Genomic DNA, 20060 nt, shown 5'->3' with positions numbered 1-20060 from the left:
CTGCGGGATCAATCCTTACGCACATCGATCAGCACAGGGCAGTGAGCACGCTCAATAACTGATGCGCTAACCGAGCCTTTTAATAGCCGATTAAAAGAGGAGAGATGGCGACGTCCCATGATAATCATACTGGCCTTAAGCTGTTGCGACTGGGCAACGATGGTGTCTGCTGCGTCCCCCGCCAGGATCATGCCACGCGCATTAATGCCCGCACGCAATAACGGTGCCAGCGCATGGCGCACCACCATTTCCGCCGTATTCTGCTCATCCTGCGCCGCCACAAAATCGGCCGGATCTTCACCCGCATCGATTTCCATCGGCTGATTACACGAGGAGTAGGCAGGATCCACGCAGCACAGCACCACTACATCAGCGCGATGCGCCAGCGCTTCTTCAATAGTTAAGGCAACCACTTTCTCCGCCACCGGAGAGTGATCAATGGCCATCAGCAGGGTTTTCATCAGATGCTTATCCTTCTATCGCGGCGACTTTGCCGATTTCACGCACCAGCGCCTCTTTGCACTTCAGCATCTCGTCACGAAAACGGGCTTCGTGACGCAGAAAACGTGCAGAGGGCACCAGCAAAGAGACAGAAAAGCGACCAAACAGCGTATCCAGCGCAAACGCCATGGTAGAAATACCTTCCAGCGTTTCACCGCGATCCACGGCGATACCGGTTTCGCGCACTTCCCTGATAAGTTGCAGCAGCTGCGGCAGGGTTTTCACCGTCATATCGGTTAACTCCTGCCAGGCGTCACCGACGATCGTCCGCACATCTTTTTCACACTCCAGCGCCAGCAGTGCCCGTCCACCGGAGGTGCTGTAGAGCGGCAGATTGAGTCCCATATGTGGAACGACCCGCAGCTCCCGCGACGCCACCACGTGATGAATAATCGCCAGCTGGCTGCCGCTGGCACGCGCCAGTGAAACCGTCTCATTGGTGTCGGAAGAGAGTTTTTCCAGCAACGGACTGACCAGATCGACCACATCGGTATGCACGCTGGAAATCAGTTTTAACAGTGCCGGCCCCAGGCGCAGTCCGCCTGCCCCGCTGCTGCGCACCAGCTCGGCGCTGTCGAGCGCGGCAACGATGCGCTGCACCGTTGAACGGGGCAGTTCTACTGCCTGAGCTATCTCGCCGAGGCTCATGCCGCCCGGCTGTTCGCCCAGCGCATTAAGAATTTTTGCCGCACGGGCGATAACCTGAATGCCGCCCGTTTTTTCATCCTCACGGCTGGAGGGTTGATGTGCCATAGCGTCGTCCTGTTTGAGCTGCCTTACTGTAGCGCGAAAGCCGCACTTTTTACAGTCTGTACCACATTGCAATACAGCATACCGGGATGTAATATTACGCCCTGTATCACATCGCAGTACACTGCATCATAATAACGAGATCGCCTGCAATGAACGCTAAGCCTGCCGCCGCGCCGGCCCCTCATCCTTTTACACTGCGACTGGCGCTTGGCCTGGTCGGCGTGCTCATTGCTGCCCTGACCTCCGGGCTGAACGATCGCGTCAGTGATATCGCGCTGGCAGATATCCGGGCTGCTATAGGCATCGGTTACGATCAGGGTAGCTGGATTATTTCCGGTTATCAGGCGGCAGAAGTCGCTGCCATGATGATCGCGCCCTGGTTTGCCGTCACTCTGTCGCTGCGGCGTTTCACACTGGGCGTATCGGCAGGATTTATGCTGACCGGCATTCTGCTGCCGCTGGTGCCGGATCCGACGCTTTTTATCAGCCTGCGCGTACTGCAGGGTCTGTTCGGTGGTGCACTGCCGCCAATGCTGATGACCGTCGCCCTGCGCTTCCTGCCGCCGCCTTTTAAGCTGTTTGGCCTGGCGGGCTATGCCCTGACCGCGACGTTTGGCCCCAATATGGCGGCCTCACTGGCGTCGTTATGGACCGATCATGTCAGCTGGATGATGGTGTTCTGGCAGGTCGTGCCATTCATGCTCATTGCCATGGTGCTGATTAGCTGGGGGATACCGCAGGACCCGCTGCGTCCGGAACGCTTTCAGCAGATCGATCTGTTTGGCATGGTGACCGGCTGCAGCGCGGTTGCGCTGCTGGTTCTGGTGCTGACTCAGGGTGAGCGTCTCGACTGGCTGAACTCGCCATTGATCGCCGGTATGCTGCTGACCGCGCTGCCGCTGCTGCTGGTTTTCCTGATTAATGAGTGGTTTCACCCGCTGCCCCTGTTTAAATTGCAGATGCTGCGGCGGCCCAATCTGGCGCACGGCTTGCTGGGACTGGCCTGCGTGCTCATCCTTGGTCTGTCAGGCTCCGCCCTGCCGTCGGCCTATTTTGCGCAGGTCAGCGGCTTTCGTACCCTGGAGTTTGCCCCGCTGGCGCTGACGGTCGGCCTGCCGCAACTGCTGATCGCACCGCTGATTGCGGCCCTGCTGAATATTCGCTGGATTGACTGCCGCTGGATGCTGACGGCGGGCGTCGGCCTGCTGGTAACGTCCTGTCTGCTGGGCTCGCAAATCACCAGTGAGTGGGCGCGCCAGAACTTCTGGCTGCTGCAGATTCTTCAGGCGTTCGGGCAACCGATGATTATTCTGCCGATACTGATGAGCGCCACCAGCGTGGTAGCCCCGCCAGAAGGCCCGTTTGCCTCGGCGATGTTCAATACGGTACGCGGCTTCTCCAGCATTACCGCCTCCACGCTGGTTGAGGTTTTCCTCTCCCATCGTGAGCAGTTTCACTCCAGTGTTCTGATTGATCAGGCCGCCAGCCGCAGCTGGCTGATGACCGCGCCAGCGGCCGATCAGGCCAGTCGCAGCCTGCCGCTGTTGCCGGATGGCAGCATCAGCGCCAGCGATAATCTCAGCGGATTTGCCACGCTGGTTCGTCATCAGGCCACAGTACTGAGTCTGAGCGACAGCTGGCTGATGCTGACCGGTTTTGCCGCCTGCCTGTTACTGCTTACCGCCATCCTGCCAAAACGGGTCTGGCCGCCTCAAACTTTGCTTCAAAACCCCTCCCGGAATAACTGAATATGCGTGCTTTCGAAATGAAAAGAACTCTGGTGCTCACACTGCTGCTGCTGGTGTTACTGGCCATCGCTTTTGCAGTCTGGTCACTGATGAGCGGCAACGATCACCGCACCAACGACGCTTACGTCAATGCGGATTACACTCTGGTCGCGCCAAAAGTCTCCGGCTACATCAGCAATGTGCAGGTGCAGGATAATCAGCAGGTCAAAGCCGGTCAGCTGCTGGCAACGCTGGACGACCGTGACTATCGTGTGGCACTGGAGAGTGCCGAGGCTGACCTGCAGGTGAGTCAGGCGAAACTGCTGAGCAGCCAGGCCCAGCTGGAACAGCAGCAGTCGGTGATTGATCAGCAGAAAGCCAGCGTCGCGGCCAGCCAGGCGTCCGCGCAGTATGCCGGTCAGAGCGCGGATCGCTACAACCGACTTTATAAAAGCGGTACCGTAGCCGCCGACGATCAGCAGAAATCCAGCGCTAACCAGCGCTCGGCGCTGGCAGCGGTGCATCAGAGTCAGGCTGCGCTGGCGTCGGCAGTGAAACAGGTCGGCGTATTACAGGCTGCGGTACGTTCAGCGGAAGCGGATGTCGCAGCGGCTAAAGCCAGCGTCGATCAGGCCAGGCTGAACCTTTCCTACACGCGAATCACGGCGCCCGTTGACGGCATGGTCGGTCAGCGCTCAGTGCGGATCGGCGCTTATGTGTCAGCCGGAACCCGTCTGCTGGCGGTAGTGCCCCTGCAGCAGACCTACATTACGGCTAACTACCTTGAGACGCAGTTAAGCGATGTGCGTCCGGGTCAGCGGGTGCAAATCCGCATCGATGCCCTGCCAGGCAAGACCTTTACCGGCCATGTGGACAGTATTGCACCGGCCACCGGCGCAACTTTTTCCGCAATTGCTCCCGATAACGCCACCGGCAACTACACTAAAGTCGTTCAACGTCTGCCGGTTAAAATTGTGCTGGATAGTGACCAACAGCATCTGGCTCAGTTACGTGTCGGCATGTCGGCGATCCCGGAAATCCAGGTGCCGTAAAATTGTGAGCAATATCTCAGAACGGACCTATTTCATTTAGGCAGGATTACGCGTAAATTAGCGCCTGATCCTGTTCTGAGTTATTCAGATCGACCCGGAAATGAGCAGACCATTACTGAAATGGCGATCTCTTTTCCACAGCTGTTCGCGTTGCACTGGTTTGGGATCGCCATCATCGTAACCGCTCAGAGGAGTTGCTTTGTGAAATATGCCTTGATGGGAATATCTTTTTTCGCGTTACTTTGGTTCGGAACCTTTGTTCTGCTGCTGAAGTAATGGCGTGACAGTGCCGCCACGGGGCGACCATTGCGTCGCCCCTGCTGGCTGTCAGTGCTCTTCTTCTGTTTTCATGCTGCCTGGCAATACGCCATCGGCGCGAAACATCGCTTTAATTCCCCGTACCGCCTGACGAATGCGATCGCTGTTTTCAATCAGTGCAAAACGCACGTGCGTATCACCATAGTCGCCAAACCCGATACCGGGCGAAACACAGACTTTCGCCTCCTGCAGCATATGTTTGGCAAACTCCAGCGACCCCAGATGTGCATAGTGGTCCGGAATTTTTGCCCAGACGTACATCGAGGCTTTCGGGTTATCCACCATCCAGCCCGCTTCATGCAATCCCTTGACCAGCACATCACGACGGCGTTTGTACTGCTCTGCAATGTCGCGGACACACTGCTGATCCCCTTCCAGGGCTGCAATTGCCGCCACCTGCAGCGGCGTAAAGGTACCATAGTCATGGTAACTTTTGATCCGTGCCAGCGCGGCGACCAGCTCTTTGTTGCCCACCATAAAACCGATGCGCCAGCCCGCCATGTTGTAGCTTTTTGACAGGGTGAAGAACTCGACGGCGACATCACGCGCACCTGGCACCTGCATAATCGACGGCGCTTTCCAGCCATCGTAGACGATGTCGGCATAGGCCAGATCGTGGATCACCAGCACGTTGTATTGTTTTGCCAGCGCAATCACCCGCTCGAAGAAGTCGAGTTCCACACACTGTGCGGTGGGATTGGATGGGAAGCCAAGGATCATCATTTTTGGCTTGGGGTAGCTCTCACGAATGGCGCGTTCCAGCTCATTGAAGAAGTCGACACCCGCCACCAGCGGCACTGAGCGCACCTGCGCTCCAGCGATTACCGCACCGTAGATATGAATCGGATAGCTGGGGTTCGGTACCAGCACGGTATCACCATGATCCAGCGTCGCCAGCATCAGGTGCGCCAGTCCCTCTTTGGAGCCGATAGTGACAATCGCCTCAGATTCAGGATCGATCTCCACCTGGTAACGATCGGCGTACCAGCGCGAGATCGCCCGGCGCAGACGCGGAATGCCGCGTGAGGTGGAATAACCGTGGGTGTCGTCGCGCTGCGCTACCTGGCATAACTTTTCGACGATGTGCGGCGGGGTCGGGCCATCAGGATTCCCCATTGAAAAGTCGATGATATCTTCACCGCGCCGGCGCGCAGCCATCTTCAGTTCAGCAGTAATGTTGAAAACGTAAGGGGGTAAACGTTCAATACGTGAGAAACGACGGGGTGTGCTGTTATCAGCCATGATGTCCTCTGGATTACGTAAGCGCCCGGACCGTCCGAGCGACGCGGGTCACTGCGGTGACCCGTTACGAACATAACGCGGTGAGGATCATTTTGTCGAGGGGGCAGAAAATATTTTTATTTTTGCGGATTCAGTCGTCCCAGCAGCCAATCGTTCACCCAGCAGCCGTTCAGCAGATAATTATCCCGTAGCGTGCCCTCCAGCTGGAAGCCGTTTTTCTCCAGAATCCGGCGTGACGCCCAGTTACCTTCAACCACCATCGCCTTGAGTTTATGGAAGTCGGCTTCGAGCAGAAACTGACACAGCGCCGCCAGCGCCTCGCTGCCATAGCCCTGTCCGCAGTGGCGATGCAGCAGCATATAACCCACCTCGGCCTGACGGTGTGGCTCCCATTCCGGGCTGCAGCCAAACAGGCCAATCGGCTCACCGCTGTCGCGTCGTCGTGCCACCAGGCAGAGCATATGAAAACTGCCTGGCTGCCACGGAGCCAGACGCTCGGTGAAGCGCTGGCGAATATCCGCTTCATCAGGGATCTCGCTCACCCAGGTCATGGTGTCACGATCTTCATGGACGGCACGAAACAGTTGCCAGTCTTCTGGCTGTAATTTATTCAGGGTTAATCTGGCGGTGACAAGTTGCATCTGCTGCTCCCGATGGGCGCGGTTTTCCAGCGGTCGCTGGCGCGCGTCATCGCGCAACATAGCAAAACGGCATCACAGCGACCAGCACTGGCAGGATGAAAAACTGTTCCCCTTTATTGTGCTCAACCTTTCCTCTTTTTATGCCCAGGCCATAAAAATTGATCTGAAACACGAAGTCCCGGCGTGATTGTGCGGGGCGCTAGCGGTTCGCGATCACATTTTTTATCATAGAGACACTTTCCATTGCCGACGAGCCGCCTGTGTCCTCCCACTTCACGATGTTACTGGCAGTATTTGACCGCGCCGCCCTGATGTTGATCTGCCTGTTCTTCCTGACGCGCACCCGCCCGTTTCGTCAGCTGCTGCAAAAAGATGAACACACCCGCGCGGAGAAAGTGGCGGTAACGGCCATCTTTTCCCTGTTTGCGCTGTTCAGTACCTGGTCGGGCGTTAATGTCGACGGTTCGCTGCTGAATGTGCGGGTGATTGCCGTGATGGCGGGCGGCATTCTGTTTGGTCCCTGGGTTGGCATCGCCACCGGTGTGATTGCGGGGCTGCACCGTTTTCTGATCGATATTCACGGCGTGACCTCGGTGCCCTGTCTGATTACCAGCATCATCGCCGGTATCGTCGCGGGCGGCATTAATCGCCGGGTGCTGAAAGAGCATCGCTGGCGTGCCGGTATCGTCGGCGGCATGCTGTGTGAAGCCCTGACGATGGTGCTGATCGTCCTGTGGGCGCGCCCAACTTCACTCGGGCTGGCGATTGTGTCGGAGATTGCGCTGCCGATGATCCTCGGTGCCTCCAGCATCGGTATCATTGTGTTGCTGGTGCAGAGCGTCGAGGGAGAGAAAGAGGCAATTGCCGCCCGTCAGGCCAAGCTGGCGCTGGAGATCGCCAACAAAACCCTGCCGCTGTTTCGTCAGGTAAACAGCGACTCGCTGCGCAACATCTGTGACATTATCCGGCGGGAGATCAAAGCCGATGCGGTGGCGATGACCGACAAAAAACAGATTCTGGCCTACGTCGGCTATGGCGAACATAACTATCAACATGGGGATGATGGCATCAGCCCCACCACGGCGCAGTCGATCGCCAGCGGTAAAATTATCATTAAAAACAACGACGAAGCGCACCGCACCAAAGATATCCATTCGATGATCGTCATCCCGCTGTGGGAAAAAGGCAAAGTCACCGGCACGCTGAAAATCTACTATCGCCGCGCGCACCGTATCACCGGCTCGCTGAAGGAGATGGCCATCGGCCTGTCGCAAATCATCTCTACCCAGCTTGAAGTGTCGCGCGCCGAGCAGCTACGTGAGATGGCCAATAAAGCGGAACTGCGCGCGCTGCAAAGTAAAATAAATCCCCATTTTCTGTTCAACGCCCTGAATGCCATTTCCTCTTCTATCCGGCTTAATCCCGATACCGCCCGCCAGCTGGTGATTAACCTGTCACGCTACCTGCGCTACAACCTGGAGCTAAACGATGATGAGCTAATCGATATCCGTAAGGAGCTATGGCAGGTCAAAGATTACATCGCCATTGAGCAGGCGCGGTTTGGCGATAAGCTGACGATGATCTATGACGTCGACGAAGATCTGCATTTTCTGCTGCCAAGTCTGCTGATCCAGCCGCTGGTGGAGAATGCGATTGTGCATGGCATCCAGCCCTGTAAAGGTAAAGGCGTGGTGACGCTGAGCGTGCGGGATCTGGGCGATCGGGTGCGGGTTTCAGTTCGGGATACCGGCCAGGGCATCAGTGACCAGGTGATGGAGCGAGTAGCACGCAATGAGATGCCCGGTAACAAAATTGGCCTGCTCAATGTGCATCATCGGGTAAAACTTCTGTCGGGTCAGGGACTGAACATCGTGCGGCACCAGCCGGGCACCGAGATTTCCTTTACGCTGAGTAAGAATGGCCAGCGCCTGGCGGAGAATCTGTTATGAAAGCCATTATTGTGGAAGATGAATTCCTGGCGCAGCAGGAGCTGAGCTGGATGATTCAGCATCACAGCAAAATCGAGATTGAAGCCTGCTTTGACGATGGCCTCGACGTGCTGAAGTATCTGCAACAGCATCGGGTCGATGTAATTTTTCTCGACATCAACATTCCTTCGCTGGATGGCATGCTGCTGGCACAGAATATCCATCAGTTTGCGCACAAGCCGCTGATTGTCTTTATCACCGCGTGGAAAGAGCATGCGGTAGAGGCGTTTGAGCTGGAGGCATTTGACTACATTCTCAAGCCTTATCAGGAGTCGCGGATTGTCACCATGCTGAACAAGCTGGAAGCCACGGCGCAGGCGCAGCAGGCGGTCAGCCATCTCAGCGCCACGCCAGCCCCGCAGACGGTCAACCTGATTAAAGATGAGCGCATTATCGTCACGGACGTGAATGACATTTACTACGTAGAAGCCCATGAAAAGCTGACGTTTGTGTACACGCGGCGCGAGTCTTACGTGATGTCGATGAATATTACCGAATTCTGTTCACGTCTGCCGGAGCAGCAGTTCTTCCGCTGCCACCGCTCTTACTGCGTCAGCCTCAGCAAGATCCGCGAAATTGAGCCGTGGTTTAACAACACCTATCTGCTGAAGCTGCGCGATCTGGAGTTTCAGGTGCCGGTGAGCCGCAGCAAGGTGAAGCAGTTTCGGCAACTGATGCGCCTGTAGCGCTGGAGTGGTGAATGTTTCAGGAGAACGTGTGGTGAAGCCGAGGATGATTTCCCGAACCCGCCCAGCTGAAGCAGGCAGGCCAGGAAAATCAAACGCGCGCAAAGTGGACGTGCGTGCGAGGTGTAACTGAATCAGATAATGCGACCCAGCGTCTGACGCAGATGCGCGCCCGCGCCCAGCAGGCCAGGCTGATCGTGCGTGATCATATAGACCGGTATGCTGGCAACATAGTCACGAAAGCGGCCTTTGTCTTCGAAAGCGGCACGGAAACCTGACGCCTTAAAGAACTCCAGGAAACGTGGCACGATGCCACCCGCAATGTAGACGCCACCAAAAGTGCCGAGGTTCAATGCCAGATTGCCACCGAAACGGCCCATGATGACGCAGAACATCGACAGCGCACGACGGCAGTCGATGCAGCTATCATCCAGCGCACGCTGGCTGACATCTTTTGGCTTCAGGTTTTCCGGCACACGATTATCGACTTTAACAATCGCACGATAGAGGTTAACCAGACCGGCACCGGACAGGATACGTTCTGCTGAAACATGGCCCAGCTCCTCACGCAGCACTTCCAGAATCTGATCTTCTTCTTCGCTGTTAGCGGCGAAATCGACATGACCGCCCTCACCTGGCAGGCTGACCCAGCGTTTGTCCACGTGCACCAGATGGCTGACGCCTAATCCGGTACCGGCACCATAAATCGCGATAGGCTTGTCTTTAACCGGGGCTGTGCCGCCAAACTGAATCACGTTGTCGGCGGTCAGCATCGGAATCGCCATGGATACCGCAGTGAAGTCGTTAATGATTTCCAGGTGTTCAAAACCGATGTTCTCTTTGAGCTTGCGCGTAGAAAACGCCCAGTCATGGTTGGTCATTTCAACCCAGTCATCGGTAATCGGGCAGGCGATAGCGATACAGCCATCTTTAACATCCTGCTGTTGTTCATCAAGATAGTGGCGGATGACGGCTTCGAGGCTGTCGTATTCTGATGTTGAGAATGTTTTGGCCTGGGTGATGCTGCCGCTTTCCACCTCACACAGGGCGAGGCGTGCGTTAGTACCGCCGACATCGCCGACCAAGGCATAGGTTGTCATTCTTCTGTTGCTCCGCTTGGGGTCTTAAGAGTTGGAGGACACTATAAATTTCTGCCCATAAAACAACAACGCTCACCGGTGCGATTGGTGAGCGTCTTACTCAGGTGTGCTACAGCCTAACCGCGATAGTCCACCCTGCACAGCGGCAACTATCTGAATCTTAGCCGCCGTTGCGTTGATTCAGGCAGGCGGTGACTTTTCGTAACAGTGGCGGCAAATCCTCTTTCTGCATGACCACCTCAACCAGCGACAGCCATTGAGGTGCGGAAAGTCGCGCCATCACCTCGTCTAACTGCACCGTTTCACTGATGCGCCAGCTCTGCGCCTGGCCCTGCAGACTCAGTGCGTGCGGTAAGGCCGTCCAGTTCCACTGAGCAATATCATTATAACGCTGTGTTGCGCCATGAATGGCCCGTTCGACGGTATAGCCTTCATTATTCAGCAAAAAGAGTGTCAGTCGCTGCTCATCCCGCAGCATTGAACCCAGTTCCTGAATCGTCAGCTGTGCCGAACCGTCGCCGATAATCAGGATAACCCGGCGATCGGGGTCAGCGGTCTGTGCGCCAAACGCTGCCGGAAGAGTATAGCCGATTGATCCCCATAATGGCTGAACCACCAGTTGCGCCTGCGAGGGCAGTCGCAACGCAGCGGCACCAAAAGCGGCTGTCCCCTGCTCCGCCAGAATCAGGTCACCGGGTTGCAGAAAAGCCTGCATCGCCTGCCAGAAAGCCTGCTGACTGATCACGGCGGCCGGTGCAGCCGGTTGCACGGCAGACGGTGCTATGGCGGGCTGCCACTGCTGGCCGTAGTGTTCAAACAGCGGTTGCAGCTCGCTCAGCGCATCCGCCATCGACAGCGGAGCAAAATGCTCACCGCCCACGCTAGCGCTGAAGGGTTGCAGATCGATCAGTCGCTCAGGCGCAAACTGCTGCGTAAATCCTGCTGTAATCGTGTCAGTGAAACGCACCCCGACGCAGATCGCCACATCCACCAGCTCAATCTGTCCGCACACCTGACTCGCACTGGCTTCACCAGCATAAGTCCCCACATAACCCGGCTGCTGCTCGTCCAGTACGCCTTTGCCCATCAGCAGGCTGGCGCAGGGAATCGCACTCTTTTCACGCAGCGCGGCCAGGGCAGATTGCTGCTGCCAGCGCAGCGCCAGAAAATCGGCCAGCAGTGAAACGCGCTCTGCCGGTGCCAGCAATTGCTCCGCCGCGTCGCGGAAAGCCCGGCGCGCAGCGGGCGAAGAGGATTGATGACGGTTCAAGGGCTGAACAGGTGGCTGCACCTCAATGGCTGCCACGTCAACGGCCAGCGACAGATAGCCGGGACGACGGGCCTGTAACGCGTGCTCTATTACCCTGTCAATTTCAGCAGTGGCATTGTCGGCAGTAAGTTGCGCCGTTGCGGCACTGACTTCGGCAGCCATGCGTATGAAATGCCGGAAATCGCCATCGCCCAGCGAATGGTGGACACAGTCACCCTGTAATTGCGCTGAAGTCGCTGGCGCGCCAACGATATGGATCACCGGCAGATACTCGGCAAAACTGCCTGCAATGCCATTAATCGCACTGAGTTCGCCAACACCAAAAGTCGTTAACAGCGCGCCAGCACCGTTGCAGCGTGCGTAACCGTCCGTCGCATAAGCGGCATTAAGCTCATTGGCACAGCCCACCCAGCTGATTTCCGGATGGTCGATAACGCAGTCAAGAAACTGCAGGTTATAGTCGCCCGGCACGCCAAACAGATGCTTTATACCCATCTCCTGCAGACGGGTCAGCAGGTAGTCTCCAACAGTGAATGTGGACATTGCGCAATCCTTTCAGGGAAGAGTTGGGTTAAGTATCTGACAGCCGATGAAATTAGCGAGGAGTGCCACGCTTTCCGCCAGCCACAATGGCTGGAAAGCCGGCGTTACGCTGGCGGAATATTCTGTAAAAACGCGAACTGCTACGCGCTGTCACTGAGTGTAACCGTATACACTGATAGACTTTTGGCACATATCCCCGTTTTTACTCAGGAGCGCTGAATGTCCTCTTTCCCCCATCCCGATCGCTATCAACAGATGGAATACCGCCGCAGCGGCCGCAGCGGCATTAAACTGCCCGCCATTTCGCTGGGACTGTGGCACAACTTTGGTGACAGTACCCGGGTCGATAACAGTCGCGAGCTGCTGCGTCATGCGTTTGACCTCGGCATCACCCACTTCGACTTAGCGAATAACTACGGCCCGCCTCCTGGCTCAGCGGAGGAGAATTTCGGGCGTATTCTGCGGGAAGATTTACGTGCCCATCGTGATGAGCTGATTATCTCCACTAAAGCGGGCTATACCATGTGGCAGGGGCCGTATGGCGACTGGGGTTCGCGTAAGTATCTGGTCGCCAGCCTGGATCAGAGCCTGAAGCGCATGGGGCTGGAGTATGTGGATATTTTCTATCATCACCGCCCCGATCCGGAAACACCGCTGGAAGAAACCATGCGCGCGCTGGATCATGTGGTGCGCCAGGGCAAAGCGCTTTACGCTGCCCTTTCTAACTATCCGGCCGATCTTGCTGCCAGGGCGATTGCTATCCTGCGCGATCTCGGCACGCCTTGTCTGATCCACCAGCCGCGCTATTCGATGTTTGAACGAACGCCTGAGCAGGGATTGATTCAGACGCTGGGTAATGAGGGCGTCGGCTGTATTGCCTTCTCGCCGCTGGCGGGCGGCGTGCTCACCGATCGCTATCTGCAGGGCATCCCGGAAGATTCGCGTGCGGCCAGCGGCAGCAAATTCCTGACGGAGAATCAGTTGACGGATGAGAAGATGGAGAAGGTCCGTAAGCTGAACGTGATTGCCCAGCAGCGCGAGCAGAAGCTGGCGCAGATGGCGCTGGCGTGGGTGCTGCGCGATGATCGCGTCACCTCCGTGCTGATAGGGGCCAGTAAAACGGCCCAGATCGATGACGCGGTGGCCATGCTCGCCCGACGTCAGTTCAGCGACACGGAGTTAGCGGCGATTGACGCGGCCCTGCTGTAATTTTTCCCCGCCCGGCGCAGGTCGGGTGTTTTCTCGCCAGAATAGTCTCAATCCCCTCTCTCTCCCCAATTTCCTCACAATCTTCCGACACAATGATGCGGTAACGACAGCATTACGCAGGCATAATCACTGCGCCGCAACAGCATCAGACTGTTGATGAGGAGAATATAATGAAAAGAGCTCTTATTTTTGCTGCCCTGCTGGCGGTGTTGTCGCCGCTGGCAAACCACACAGCTGAGGCCTCCAGTGCCTCTATTACTCTGGCCCCCGGCGTTACGCTGAATCTGGGTGATCGCGACAATCGTGGTTATTACTGGGATGGCAGTCGCTGGCGTGAACCGCGCTGGTGGAATGATCGTTATTCCTATAACGAACGCCGCTGGTGGCGACACGAAGAGTGGCGTCGTCAGCAGCAGTGGGAGCGTGAACGTCGCTGGCATGAGCGCGACCGTGAGCGCCGCTGGGAACATCAGCATCGCCGCGATCGTGACTGGGATCGTCATGACCGTCGCGGGCCAGGCCCGCGTGGTTTTGGGCCTGGTGGTCCCGATCATCACGGACACGATCGCCACTAACAAAAAACGCCCGGCAAATGCCGGGCGTTTTTTTGTTTCCAGGACCCTTACAGCCCCAGCGCTTCGCCCACCAGCAGATAAAGATTCAGCGCAATCACCAGCAACACGATCAGTCGTCCGGTGTTCTGCATCAGGCGCGAGTTCACCATATCATCGCCCATCAGCTCGCGGTTGCCGGTAAAGGAGAGCAGCGGAATCAGCGCCAGCGCAATACCGAAGCTCAGCAGCACCTGACTCATCACCAGCACCTTTGTTGGATCCCATCCTGCCCAGATAACAATAAAGGAAGGCAGCATGGTGACAGTTCGCCGCACCCAGAGCGGAATATGGAAACGGATAAAGCCCTGCATCACCACCTGTCCCGCCAGCGTGCCGACCACCGTTGAGGAGAGTCCGGCAGCCACCAGGCTCAGACCAAATACCGTCGCCGCCGCCTGACCTAACAACGGCTGCAGCGTCAGATAGGCCTGGTCAAGCTCAGCGATTTTGCTGTGGCCGCTGAAGTGGAAGGCCGCCGCCGCGGTAGCCATCATCGCCAGGTTAACGAATCCGGCGATGGTCATGGCAATCGCCACATCCAGTTTGGTTGAAGAGTAACGCTGGCCTTTGCTGTCCTCACTTTTGCCCTGCGTCAGTGCGGAGTGCAGATAGATTACGTGCGGCATAATGGTCGCGCCCAGCACACCGGCTGCCAGGAAAACGGCATCCGACGTCGGTAGCGCGGGCAGCGCCATGCCGACCACCAGCTCTTTGACATTGGGCTGAGAAAAGAAGAGTTCGACGATATAGGCCGCCGCCACAAACAGTAGCAGTCCGCCAATTACCAGCTCCAGCGGTTTCTGACCGCGGCTCTGTAACATCAATATCAGGAACGTGGCGATGCCGGTCAGCACCGCGCCCTGCATCAGTGAGATACCGAGCAACAGCTTGAAGCCCAGCGCCGCGCCGATAAACTCCGCAAGGTCGGTGGCCATCGCAATAATTTCTGCCTGCACCCAGTAAAACCAGACGGCGGGACGAGGAAAGCGATCGCGGATATGCTCGGCGAGATTTTTGCCGGTGGCGATACCCAGCTTAGCGGACATCAGCTGGATCAGCATGGCCATGATGTTGGCCCACACCACCACCCACAGCAATTTGTAGCCGTAAGCAGCGCCCGCCTGAATGTTGGTCGCAAAGTTGCCCGGATCGATATAGCCGATAGCGGCAATAAAGGCGGGGCCCAGCAGTGCGAGTTTGACTTTTCTGACTCCGCGAGCGGCGCGCTCGGCGGTACGACTTTCAAACATATCCGGTACCCTGTCTGAACATTTGCCTGCCCCGCCAGCTTAGGGGTTAGCATGTGCAAGTGAAATTCGTTTATTGTTATCGGTGTAATAGATGCTGCTATAAAGTATAGCCATTGCTATATCTTACAGTAAAGGAGGTGATTGCTAAAAATGTGAGCAATAGTGTCACTCTACGCCCCGTGTAAAATATAGACAATAATTATGTGGTTATCTGGCGTGAATAATTTGTAAACAGGACGTGATCTCTGGAACTTTTCTGGAAAATATAGCGATAGCGAATACTTATATTGTGGTTCAGATCTCGTTTTTAAGTAACGCGTTACATAGAATACGCAACAAAATACAACCCTCCTCAAATTTGGAGCAACCATGTCCCATATTTTGCAATTTCTTTTAGCACTGGTGGTGGTCGGGATACTCTCCTTGCTGGTCAGTCACGATCGTAAAAGCATTCGCATTCGCTACATTATACAGCTACTGGTGATTGAAATTGTGCTCGCCTGGTTCTTCCTGAACTCAGAAGCGGGACTGGGTTTCGTCAAAGGCTTCGCGGGCTTCTTCGATCATCTGTTGAAGTATGCGGCTCAGGGAACCAACTTTGTCTTCGGCAACATGAGCGACAAAGGTCTGGCCTTCTTCTTCCTCAACGTACTGTGCCCAATCGTCTTTATCTCTGCCCTGATCGGTATTCTGCAGCACTTCCGTATCCTGCCGTGGGTGATCCGCGGTATCGGTACCGTGCTGTCGAAAGTGAATGGCATGGGAAAACTGGAATCTTTCAACGCCGTGAGTTCTCTGATACTGGGGCAGTCAGAAAACTTCATCGCCTATAAAGATATCCTGGGCAAGATGTCACAGCGCCGCATGTACACCATGGCCGCTACCGCAATGTCCACCGTTTCGATGTCTATCGTCGGCGCCTACATGACGATGCTGCAGCCAAAATATGTGGTCGCTGCACTGGTGCTCAACATGTTCAGTACCTTTATCGTGCTGTCGCTGATCAACCCGTACCGCGTTGAGAACGAAGAAGATCTGCAGCTGCAGGATCTGCATAAAGGTCAGAGCTTCTTCGAGATGCTGGGCGAATATATCCTGGCCGGTTTCCGCGTCGCGATTATTGTCGCCGCCATGCTGATTGGCTTTATCGCGCTGATTTCAGGCCTGAATGCGCTGTTTGATCTGATCTTCGGCATCAGCTTCCAGGGCGTTCTCGGCTTTGTCTTCTATCCGTTTGCCTGGATGATGGGTGTGCCTTCTGGCGAAGCGCTGCAGGTCGGCAGCATTATGGCGACCAAGCTGGTGTCGAATGAGTTTGTAGCCATGATGGATCTGCAGAAAATCGCGGGTCAGTTGTCGCCAAATTCAGAAGGTATTCTGTCCGTGTTCCTGGTGTCATTCGCCAACTTCTCTTCAATCGGCATCGTGGCCGGTGCGATTAAAGGTCTGAACGAAGAACAGGGTAACGTGGTTTCCCGCTTTGGCCTGAAGCTGCTGTACGGCTCTACGCTGGTCAGCGTGCTCTCCGCCGCTATCGCCGGTCTGGTTCTGGCGTTCTGATACGATTGTGAACATCAAAGGGCGAGCCTGGCTCGCCCTTTTCATTTTGCGCCATCCCTGCTCAGCTTCCGCTGATTCACCCTTTCCGCGTTGCCTCTTCTTTTACATACCTGCTTCCACTGCACACCCTAGTCACGTCTGGAGTTAACCCATGCGCGACAGACAGCACAATGTCCCGCCAGGGGTGCTGGAGGCGTCGCAGAAAGTATTGCCAGTAAATAGCGTACGCAGCAGCATAATGTAAATCGCAATGAATATAGATTCGCAGGAAAAGGCGAGTGAAAGAGAAATTGGAAAGGATTTTGACAACAACGTGTCAGAAAGTGGTGGAGATAAGCGGGATCGAACCGCTGACCTCTTGCATGCCATGCAAGCGCTCTCCCAGCTGAGCTATACCCCCACATCTGGAATCGTTTTTCAGTGCCAAACTTTTGGGAAGAAGTTTGGTGGAGCTAAGCGGGATCGAACCGCTGACCTCCTGCATGCCATGCAGGCGCTCTCCCAGCTGAGCTATAGCCCCGAACCGAAAAACTGTCGCGTTAAGCGACGGACGGCATAATATGAAACCGCCTCCAGGGTGTCAACGGCAAAATGACATTCTCTGTTTGATCGCTGAAAAAGGCGGCAACCTGCGAAGTTTCAGCAGCATGCCACAGCTGAAAATCATGTCTGTTCCGGCAGGGCCGTTTTTTAACTGTTATTCAGTCTGCCGACAGGTTAATTCCCGGTTAAATATGTTATAGGAATTTTCTTGTCTTCGTCTTTTTCGCGTGCAAAACTTAGCCCGCTAATTTAGTGGTCACCGGGACCCTCTCCCGCACACCACGCGTCCACCAGGCGTTATCGTCCCATTAATCATAAAAAAACTATTGAGATACTATGTCGCTGCATACACCTAAAGAAATCGCACAACTGGCGATCCAGTCAGGCGTGGCAAAAAGCCGTGCGCCTGTCAGCATCCTTCTGATTCTCGGCTTCATGGCGGGCGCATTTATTGCGACCGGCTTCCTGCTGGATCTTCACGTGATAAACACCCTGCCCGCTGAGTGGGGCTCGTTTGGTGGCCTGTTAGGTGCCGCTGTCTTCCCGGTAGGTATCATCATGACCGTGCTGGCAGGGGGTGAGCTGCTGACCGGTAATATGATGACCCTGCCGGTAGCCTGGTTCGCCCGCCGCATCAGCTTTATGAGCGTGGCGCGGAACTGGTTCTGGGTGACTCTGGCGAACTTCCTCGGCAGCGTGGCTGTCGCCTGGTTCTTTGGCCATATGCTGGGCATGACCGAAGGCGATTACCTGAAAAAGACCGTTGCGATTGCCTCTGCAAAAGTCCATGCCGATTTCCTGCACGCCTTTATTTCAGGCATTGGCTGTAACTGGCTGGTGTGCCTGGCAGTGTGGCTGGCGTTTGCCAGTAAAGATGTGGTTGGCAAGATCTTCGGCATGTGGTTCCCGGTGATGGCGTTTGTTGCCATTGGCTTCCAGCACGTTGTCGCCAACATGTTTATCATCCCGGCCGCCATTTTTGCCGGTCAGATGAGCTGGGCAGAGTATCTGCCTAACTTTGTTGCCGTCTTCCTGGGCAATGCCGTAGGCGGTGCCGTCTTCGTTGGCCTGGCCTACTTCCTTGCCTTCCGCCCTGCCGCAGAACCTGCCAGCAACCCGCAGTAATCCTGTTTTGCCTTTTGTCAAAAGACAAAAGGCAATTTCAGCTTCAGTTACTTTCCCCCGTTACGTTTTGCTGTAATATGTACCGCTAATGTATTTAACAGGGATAGCATCGTGAAAAAGGAATGGCTTACTCCCGAAGAGCTGGCTGCAGAAACGGGTTACAGTCGGCAAACGGTGAATAAATGGATCAAGCGAGAGAACTGGACAACCACGCCAAAGCCCGGTGTACAAGGCGGTAAGGCGCGTCTGATTCATATTGATGAACGCGTAAAAAGTTTTATTCAGTCGACACGCAATCTCAACGAGCCCGCAGCGACCTATGGTGCAGTGGCGAATTCTTTACCTGCGTTATTGATAAGTTCCATCCAGCAAATGAGTCAGGATGAACAGGATCAGTTCACCGCGTTAATCTTACGTGAAGGGATTAAGGGCGTAATGCAGCGTCTGGGAATTGGTGAAGAGTAAAGAAACCGGAAGCGTGACGCTTCCGGCTAAGTTTATTAAGCCTGTGCTTCCCGCTCACTGATAAAGGCCAGAGCCTGCTCAATACGTGCCACACTGCGGCTGCGGCCAATCGCTTCAACAGTGACGTCCAGACCCGGTGACTGACCGGCGCCGGTCACCGCTACACGCAGCGGCATGCCGACTTTACCCATCCCCACTTCCAGCTCATCGGCGGTGCTCTGAATCGCCTGATGAACGTTTTCAGCGTTCCACTCAGTGATTGCGGCCAGCTTATCGCGCACCACTTCCAGCGGCTGACGCGCCACCGGACGAAGATGTTTCTTCGCGGCATCGGCATCAAACTCTGCAAAGTCTTCATAGAAGTAGCGACAGGACGCCGCCATCTCTTTCAGCGTTTTGCAGCGCTCGCCCAGCAGGCTAACCAGTTTCGCCAGTTCCGGCCCGGTGCGGGTGTCAATTTTCTGCTCTTCAATATGCCACTGCAGATGCGTCGCCACATATTCTGGCGGCAGCGTATTAATGTAGTGATGGTTCAGCCACTGCAGCTTCTCGGTGTTGAACGCACTGGCAGACTTGCTGACGGCATCCAGAGTAAACAGCTCAGTCATTTCAGGCACGCTGAAAATTTCCTGATCGCCATGTGACCAGCCCAGACGAACCAGGTAGTTGAGCAACGCTTCTGGCAGATAGCCATCATCACGATACTGCATTACCCCTACCGCGCCATGACGCTTGGAGAGCTTTTTGCCATCATCGCCCAGGATCATCGAAACATGGGCATAGACCGGAACCTGTGCGCCAATGGCTTTGAGAATGTTGATCTGACGCGGTGTGTTGTTGATGTGGTCTTCACCGCGAATAACGTGCGTGATGCCCATATCCCAGTCATCCACCACGACGCAGAAGTTATAGGTTGGCGAACCATCGGTACGGCGGATAATCAGATCATCCAGTTCCTGGTTGCTGAACTCAATCGGACCTCGGATCTGGTCGTCGAAGATGACCGATCCTTCCTGCGGGTTGCGGAAGCGCACCACACACGGCTCGTCATCGGCATGATGTTCATGGCTGTCACGGCAGCGGCCGTCGTAACGCGGCTTTTCGTTGTTGGCCATCTGCTCTTCACGCAGGGCTTCCAGACGCTCTTTAGAGCAGTAGCATTTGTAAGCCGTGCCTGCTTCCAGCATTTCATCAATGACCGCGTTGTAGCGATCAAAACGTTTAGTCTGGTAGTAAGGGCCTTCGTTCCAGTCCAGACTGAGCCAGTTCATGCCATCCATGATGGCTTCGATAGCTTCCGGCGTGGAGCGTTCCAGATCGGTATCTTCAATACGCAGCACAAACTCGCCCTGGTTATGACGGGCAAAGAGCCAGGAGTAAAGTGCGGTACGGGCGCCACCGACATGCAGATAGCCGGTCGGGCTGGGCGCGAAGCGTGTTTTGATTTTCATTGAGTATTGCCTTAGATGCGCG

Annotated in this window: 18 protein-coding genes and 2 tRNA genes; 10 read left to right on the top strand and 10 right to left on the bottom strand. The window is 55.7% G+C overall.

Translation table 11 applies throughout. From position 1 onward, the window contains the following. Window positions 1-8 precede the first annotated feature (8 nt). Window positions 9-461: a universal stress protein gene (locus IV493_RS04590; protein ID WP_013358635.1), complete on the bottom strand. Its 453-nt coding sequence runs from the start codon at window positions 459-461 to the stop codon at window positions 9-11. Between the two features lie 7 nt (window positions 462-468). Beyond that, window positions 469-1254 (bottom strand): IclR family transcriptional regulator, encoded by a 786-nt coding sequence (locus IV493_RS04585; protein ID WP_010257875.1) that lies wholly within the window; start codon window positions 1252-1254, stop codon window positions 469-471. Between the two features lie 149 nt (window positions 1255-1403). Here IV493_RS04585 and IV493_RS04580 point away from each other — a divergent pair, with 149 nt between their 5' ends. The 3 genes from IV493_RS04580 to ypdK all read left to right on the top strand — a co-directional run bounded on the left by IV493_RS04580 (window position 1404) and on the right by ypdK (window position 4309). After that, a complete protein-coding gene (locus IV493_RS04580; RefSeq protein WP_195857798.1) occupies window positions 1404-3002 on the top strand; it encodes an MFS transporter in 1599 nt (532 codons plus the stop codon). A 2-nt stretch (window positions 3003-3004) separates the two neighbouring features. Next, entirely contained in the window at window positions 3005-4033 is a 1029-nt protein-coding gene (locus IV493_RS04575; RefSeq protein ID WP_107319993.1) for an HlyD family secretion protein, read from the top strand. A gap of 201 nt (window positions 4034-4234) precedes the next feature. Then, the gene (gene ypdK / locus IV493_RS04570) at window positions 4235-4309 is read left to right on the top strand and encodes a membrane protein YpdK (RefSeq protein ID WP_099257831.1); all 75 of its coding nucleotides are present in this window, start codon (window positions 4235-4237) and stop codon (window positions 4307-4309) included. 51 nt (window positions 4310-4360) lie between these two features. Here ypdK and alaC read toward each other — a convergent pair whose 3' ends face one another. Together alaC and IV493_RS04560 are read right to left on the bottom strand one after the other, a co-directional pair. Continuing rightward, a complete protein-coding gene (gene alaC / locus IV493_RS04565) occupies window positions 4361-5593 on the bottom strand; it encodes an alanine transaminase (protein ID WP_013358638.1) in 1233 nt (410 codons plus the stop codon). 116 nt (window positions 5594-5709) lie between these two features. Continuing rightward, a complete protein-coding gene (locus tag IV493_RS04560; protein WP_033733799.1) occupies window positions 5710-6234 on the bottom strand; it encodes a GNAT family N-acetyltransferase in 525 nt (174 codons plus the stop codon). 278 nt (window positions 6235-6512) lie between these two features. On the opposite strand from IV493_RS04560, the gene IV493_RS04555 reads away from it, so the two are divergent. Together IV493_RS04555 and IV493_RS04550 are read left to right on the top strand one after the other, a co-directional pair. Further along, on the top strand, window positions 6513-8183 hold the full coding sequence (locus IV493_RS04555; RefSeq protein ID WP_013358640.1) for a sensor histidine kinase: 1671 nt from the start codon (window positions 6513-6515) through the stop codon (window positions 8181-8183). Continuing rightward, window positions 8180-8908 (top strand): LytTR family DNA-binding domain-containing protein, encoded by a 729-nt coding sequence (locus IV493_RS04550; RefSeq protein ID WP_003848909.1) that lies wholly within the window; start codon window positions 8180-8182, stop codon window positions 8906-8908. The genes IV493_RS04555 and IV493_RS04550 overlap by 4 nt, the downstream gene beginning before the upstream one ends. Before the next feature lie 134 nt (window positions 8909-9042). Here the strand turns inward: IV493_RS04550 and glk are convergent, their stop codons facing one another. Next, a complete protein-coding gene (glk, locus tag IV493_RS04545) occupies window positions 9043-10008 on the bottom strand; it encodes a glucokinase (protein WP_013358641.1) in 966 nt (321 codons plus the stop codon). Between the two features lie 160 nt (window positions 10009-10168). Beyond that, on the bottom strand, window positions 10169-11821 hold the full coding sequence (gene ipdC, locus IV493_RS04540; protein ID WP_195857797.1) for an indolepyruvate decarboxylase: 1653 nt from the start codon (window positions 11819-11821) through the stop codon (window positions 10169-10171). A gap of 219 nt (window positions 11822-12040) precedes the next feature. On the opposite strand from ipdC, the gene mgrA reads away from it, so the two are divergent. Further along, the gene (mgrA, locus tag IV493_RS04535) at window positions 12041-13030 is read left to right on the top strand and encodes an L-glyceraldehyde 3-phosphate reductase (RefSeq protein ID WP_195857796.1); all 990 of its coding nucleotides are present in this window, start codon (window positions 12041-12043) and stop codon (window positions 13028-13030) included. Between the two features lie 170 nt (window positions 13031-13200). Continuing rightward, window positions 13201-13605: a DUF2502 domain-containing protein gene (locus IV493_RS04530; protein WP_195857795.1), complete on the top strand. Its 405-nt coding sequence runs from the start codon at window positions 13201-13203 to the stop codon at window positions 13603-13605. 47 nt (window positions 13606-13652) lie between these two features. Here IV493_RS04530 and IV493_RS04525 read toward each other — a convergent pair whose 3' ends face one another. Beyond that, complete coding sequence (locus IV493_RS04525; RefSeq protein ID WP_013358645.1) at window positions 13653-14894, bottom strand: Nramp family divalent metal transporter; 1242 nt, start codon at window positions 14892-14894, stop codon at window positions 13653-13655. A gap of 369 nt (window positions 14895-15263) precedes the next feature. On the opposite strand from IV493_RS04525, the gene IV493_RS04520 reads away from it, so the two are divergent. After that, window positions 15264-16454 carry a NupC/NupG family nucleoside CNT transporter gene (locus IV493_RS04520; RefSeq protein ID WP_013358646.1) on the top strand — a complete coding sequence of 397 codons (1191 nt, stop codon included), beginning with the start codon at window positions 15264-15266 and terminating at the stop codon, window positions 16452-16454. Between the two features lie 324 nt (window positions 16455-16778). Here the strand turns inward: IV493_RS04520 and IV493_RS04515 are convergent. Beyond that, window positions 16779-16854, bottom strand: a tRNA-Ala gene (locus IV493_RS04515). A gap of 44 nt (window positions 16855-16898) precedes the next feature. Beyond that, window positions 16899-16974 (bottom strand) — tRNA-Ala (locus tag IV493_RS04510). A gap of 359 nt (window positions 16975-17333) precedes the next feature. On the opposite strand from IV493_RS04510, the gene IV493_RS04505 reads away from it, so the two are divergent. Together IV493_RS04505 and IV493_RS04500 are read left to right on the top strand one after the other, a co-directional pair. Continuing rightward, window positions 17334-18122: a formate/nitrite transporter family protein gene (locus tag IV493_RS04505; protein WP_013358647.1), complete on the top strand. Its 789-nt coding sequence runs from the start codon at window positions 17334-17336 to the stop codon at window positions 18120-18122. A 111-nt stretch (window positions 18123-18233) separates the two neighbouring features. After that, entirely contained in the window at window positions 18234-18587 is a 354-nt protein-coding gene (locus tag IV493_RS04500; protein ID WP_013358648.1) for a YfeC-like transcriptional regulator, read from the top strand. 35 nt (window positions 18588-18622) lie between these two features. Here the strand turns inward: IV493_RS04500 and gltX are convergent, their stop codons facing one another. Continuing rightward, entirely contained in the window at window positions 18623-20038 is a 1416-nt protein-coding gene (gltX, locus tag IV493_RS04495) for a glutamate--tRNA ligase (protein WP_013358649.1), read from the bottom strand. Window positions 20039-20060 lie beyond the last annotated feature (22 nt).

The sequence above is a fragment of the Pantoea sp. SM3640 genome (assembly GCF_015654165.1).
GTDB lineage: Bacteria > Pseudomonadota > Gammaproteobacteria > Enterobacterales > Enterobacteriaceae > Pantoea > Pantoea vagans.
This window is presented reverse-complemented; position numbering and strand designations above follow the sequence as displayed.

Excerpts from the sequence above, each read along its gene's own strand:
- IV493_RS04590 (WP_013358635.1), bottom strand. The coding sequence starts at position 461 with ATGAAAACCCTGCTGATGGCCATTGATCACTCTCCGGTGGCGGAGAAA.
- IV493_RS04585 (WP_010257875.1), bottom strand. The coding sequence starts at position 1,254 with ATGGCACATCAACCCTCCAGCCGTGAGGATGAAAAAACGGGCGGCATT.
- IV493_RS04580 (WP_195857798.1), top strand. The coding sequence starts at position 1,404 with ATGAACGCTAAGCCTGCCGCCGCGCCGGCCCCTCATCCTTTTACACTG.
- IV493_RS04575 (WP_107319993.1), top strand. The coding sequence starts at position 3,005 with ATGCGTGCTTTCGAAATGAAAAGAACTCTGGTGCTCACACTGCTGCTG.
- alaC (WP_013358638.1), bottom strand. The coding sequence starts at position 5,593 with ATGGCTGATAACAGCACACCCCGTCGTTTCTCACGTATTGAACGTTTA.
- IV493_RS04560 (WP_033733799.1), bottom strand. The coding sequence starts at position 6,234 with ATGCAACTTGTCACCGCCAGATTAACCCTGAATAAATTACAGCCAGAA.
- IV493_RS04555 (WP_013358640.1), top strand. The coding sequence starts at position 6,513 with ATGTTACTGGCAGTATTTGACCGCGCCGCCCTGATGTTGATCTGCCTG.
- IV493_RS04550 (WP_003848909.1), top strand. The coding sequence starts at position 8,180 with ATGAAAGCCATTATTGTGGAAGATGAATTCCTGGCGCAGCAGGAGCTG.
- glk (WP_013358641.1), bottom strand. The coding sequence starts at position 10,008 with ATGACAACCTATGCCTTGGTCGGCGATGTCGGCGGTACTAACGCACGC.
- ipdC (WP_195857797.1), bottom strand. The coding sequence starts at position 11,821 with ATGTCCACATTCACTGTTGGAGACTACCTGCTGACCCGTCTGCAGGAG.
- mgrA (WP_195857796.1), top strand. The coding sequence starts at position 12,041 with ATGTCCTCTTTCCCCCATCCCGATCGCTATCAACAGATGGAATACCGC.
- IV493_RS04530 (WP_195857795.1), top strand. The coding sequence starts at position 13,201 with ATGAAAAGAGCTCTTATTTTTGCTGCCCTGCTGGCGGTGTTGTCGCCG.
- IV493_RS04525 (WP_013358645.1), bottom strand. The coding sequence starts at position 14,894 with ATGTTTGAAAGTCGTACCGCCGAGCGCGCCGCTCGCGGAGTCAGAAAA.
- IV493_RS04520 (WP_013358646.1), top strand. The coding sequence starts at position 15,264 with ATGTCCCATATTTTGCAATTTCTTTTAGCACTGGTGGTGGTCGGGATA.
- IV493_RS04505 (WP_013358647.1), top strand. The coding sequence starts at position 17,334 with ATGTCGCTGCATACACCTAAAGAAATCGCACAACTGGCGATCCAGTCA.
- gltX (WP_013358649.1), bottom strand. The coding sequence starts at position 20,038 with ATGAAAATCAAAACACGCTTCGCGCCCAGCCCGACCGGCTATCTGCAT.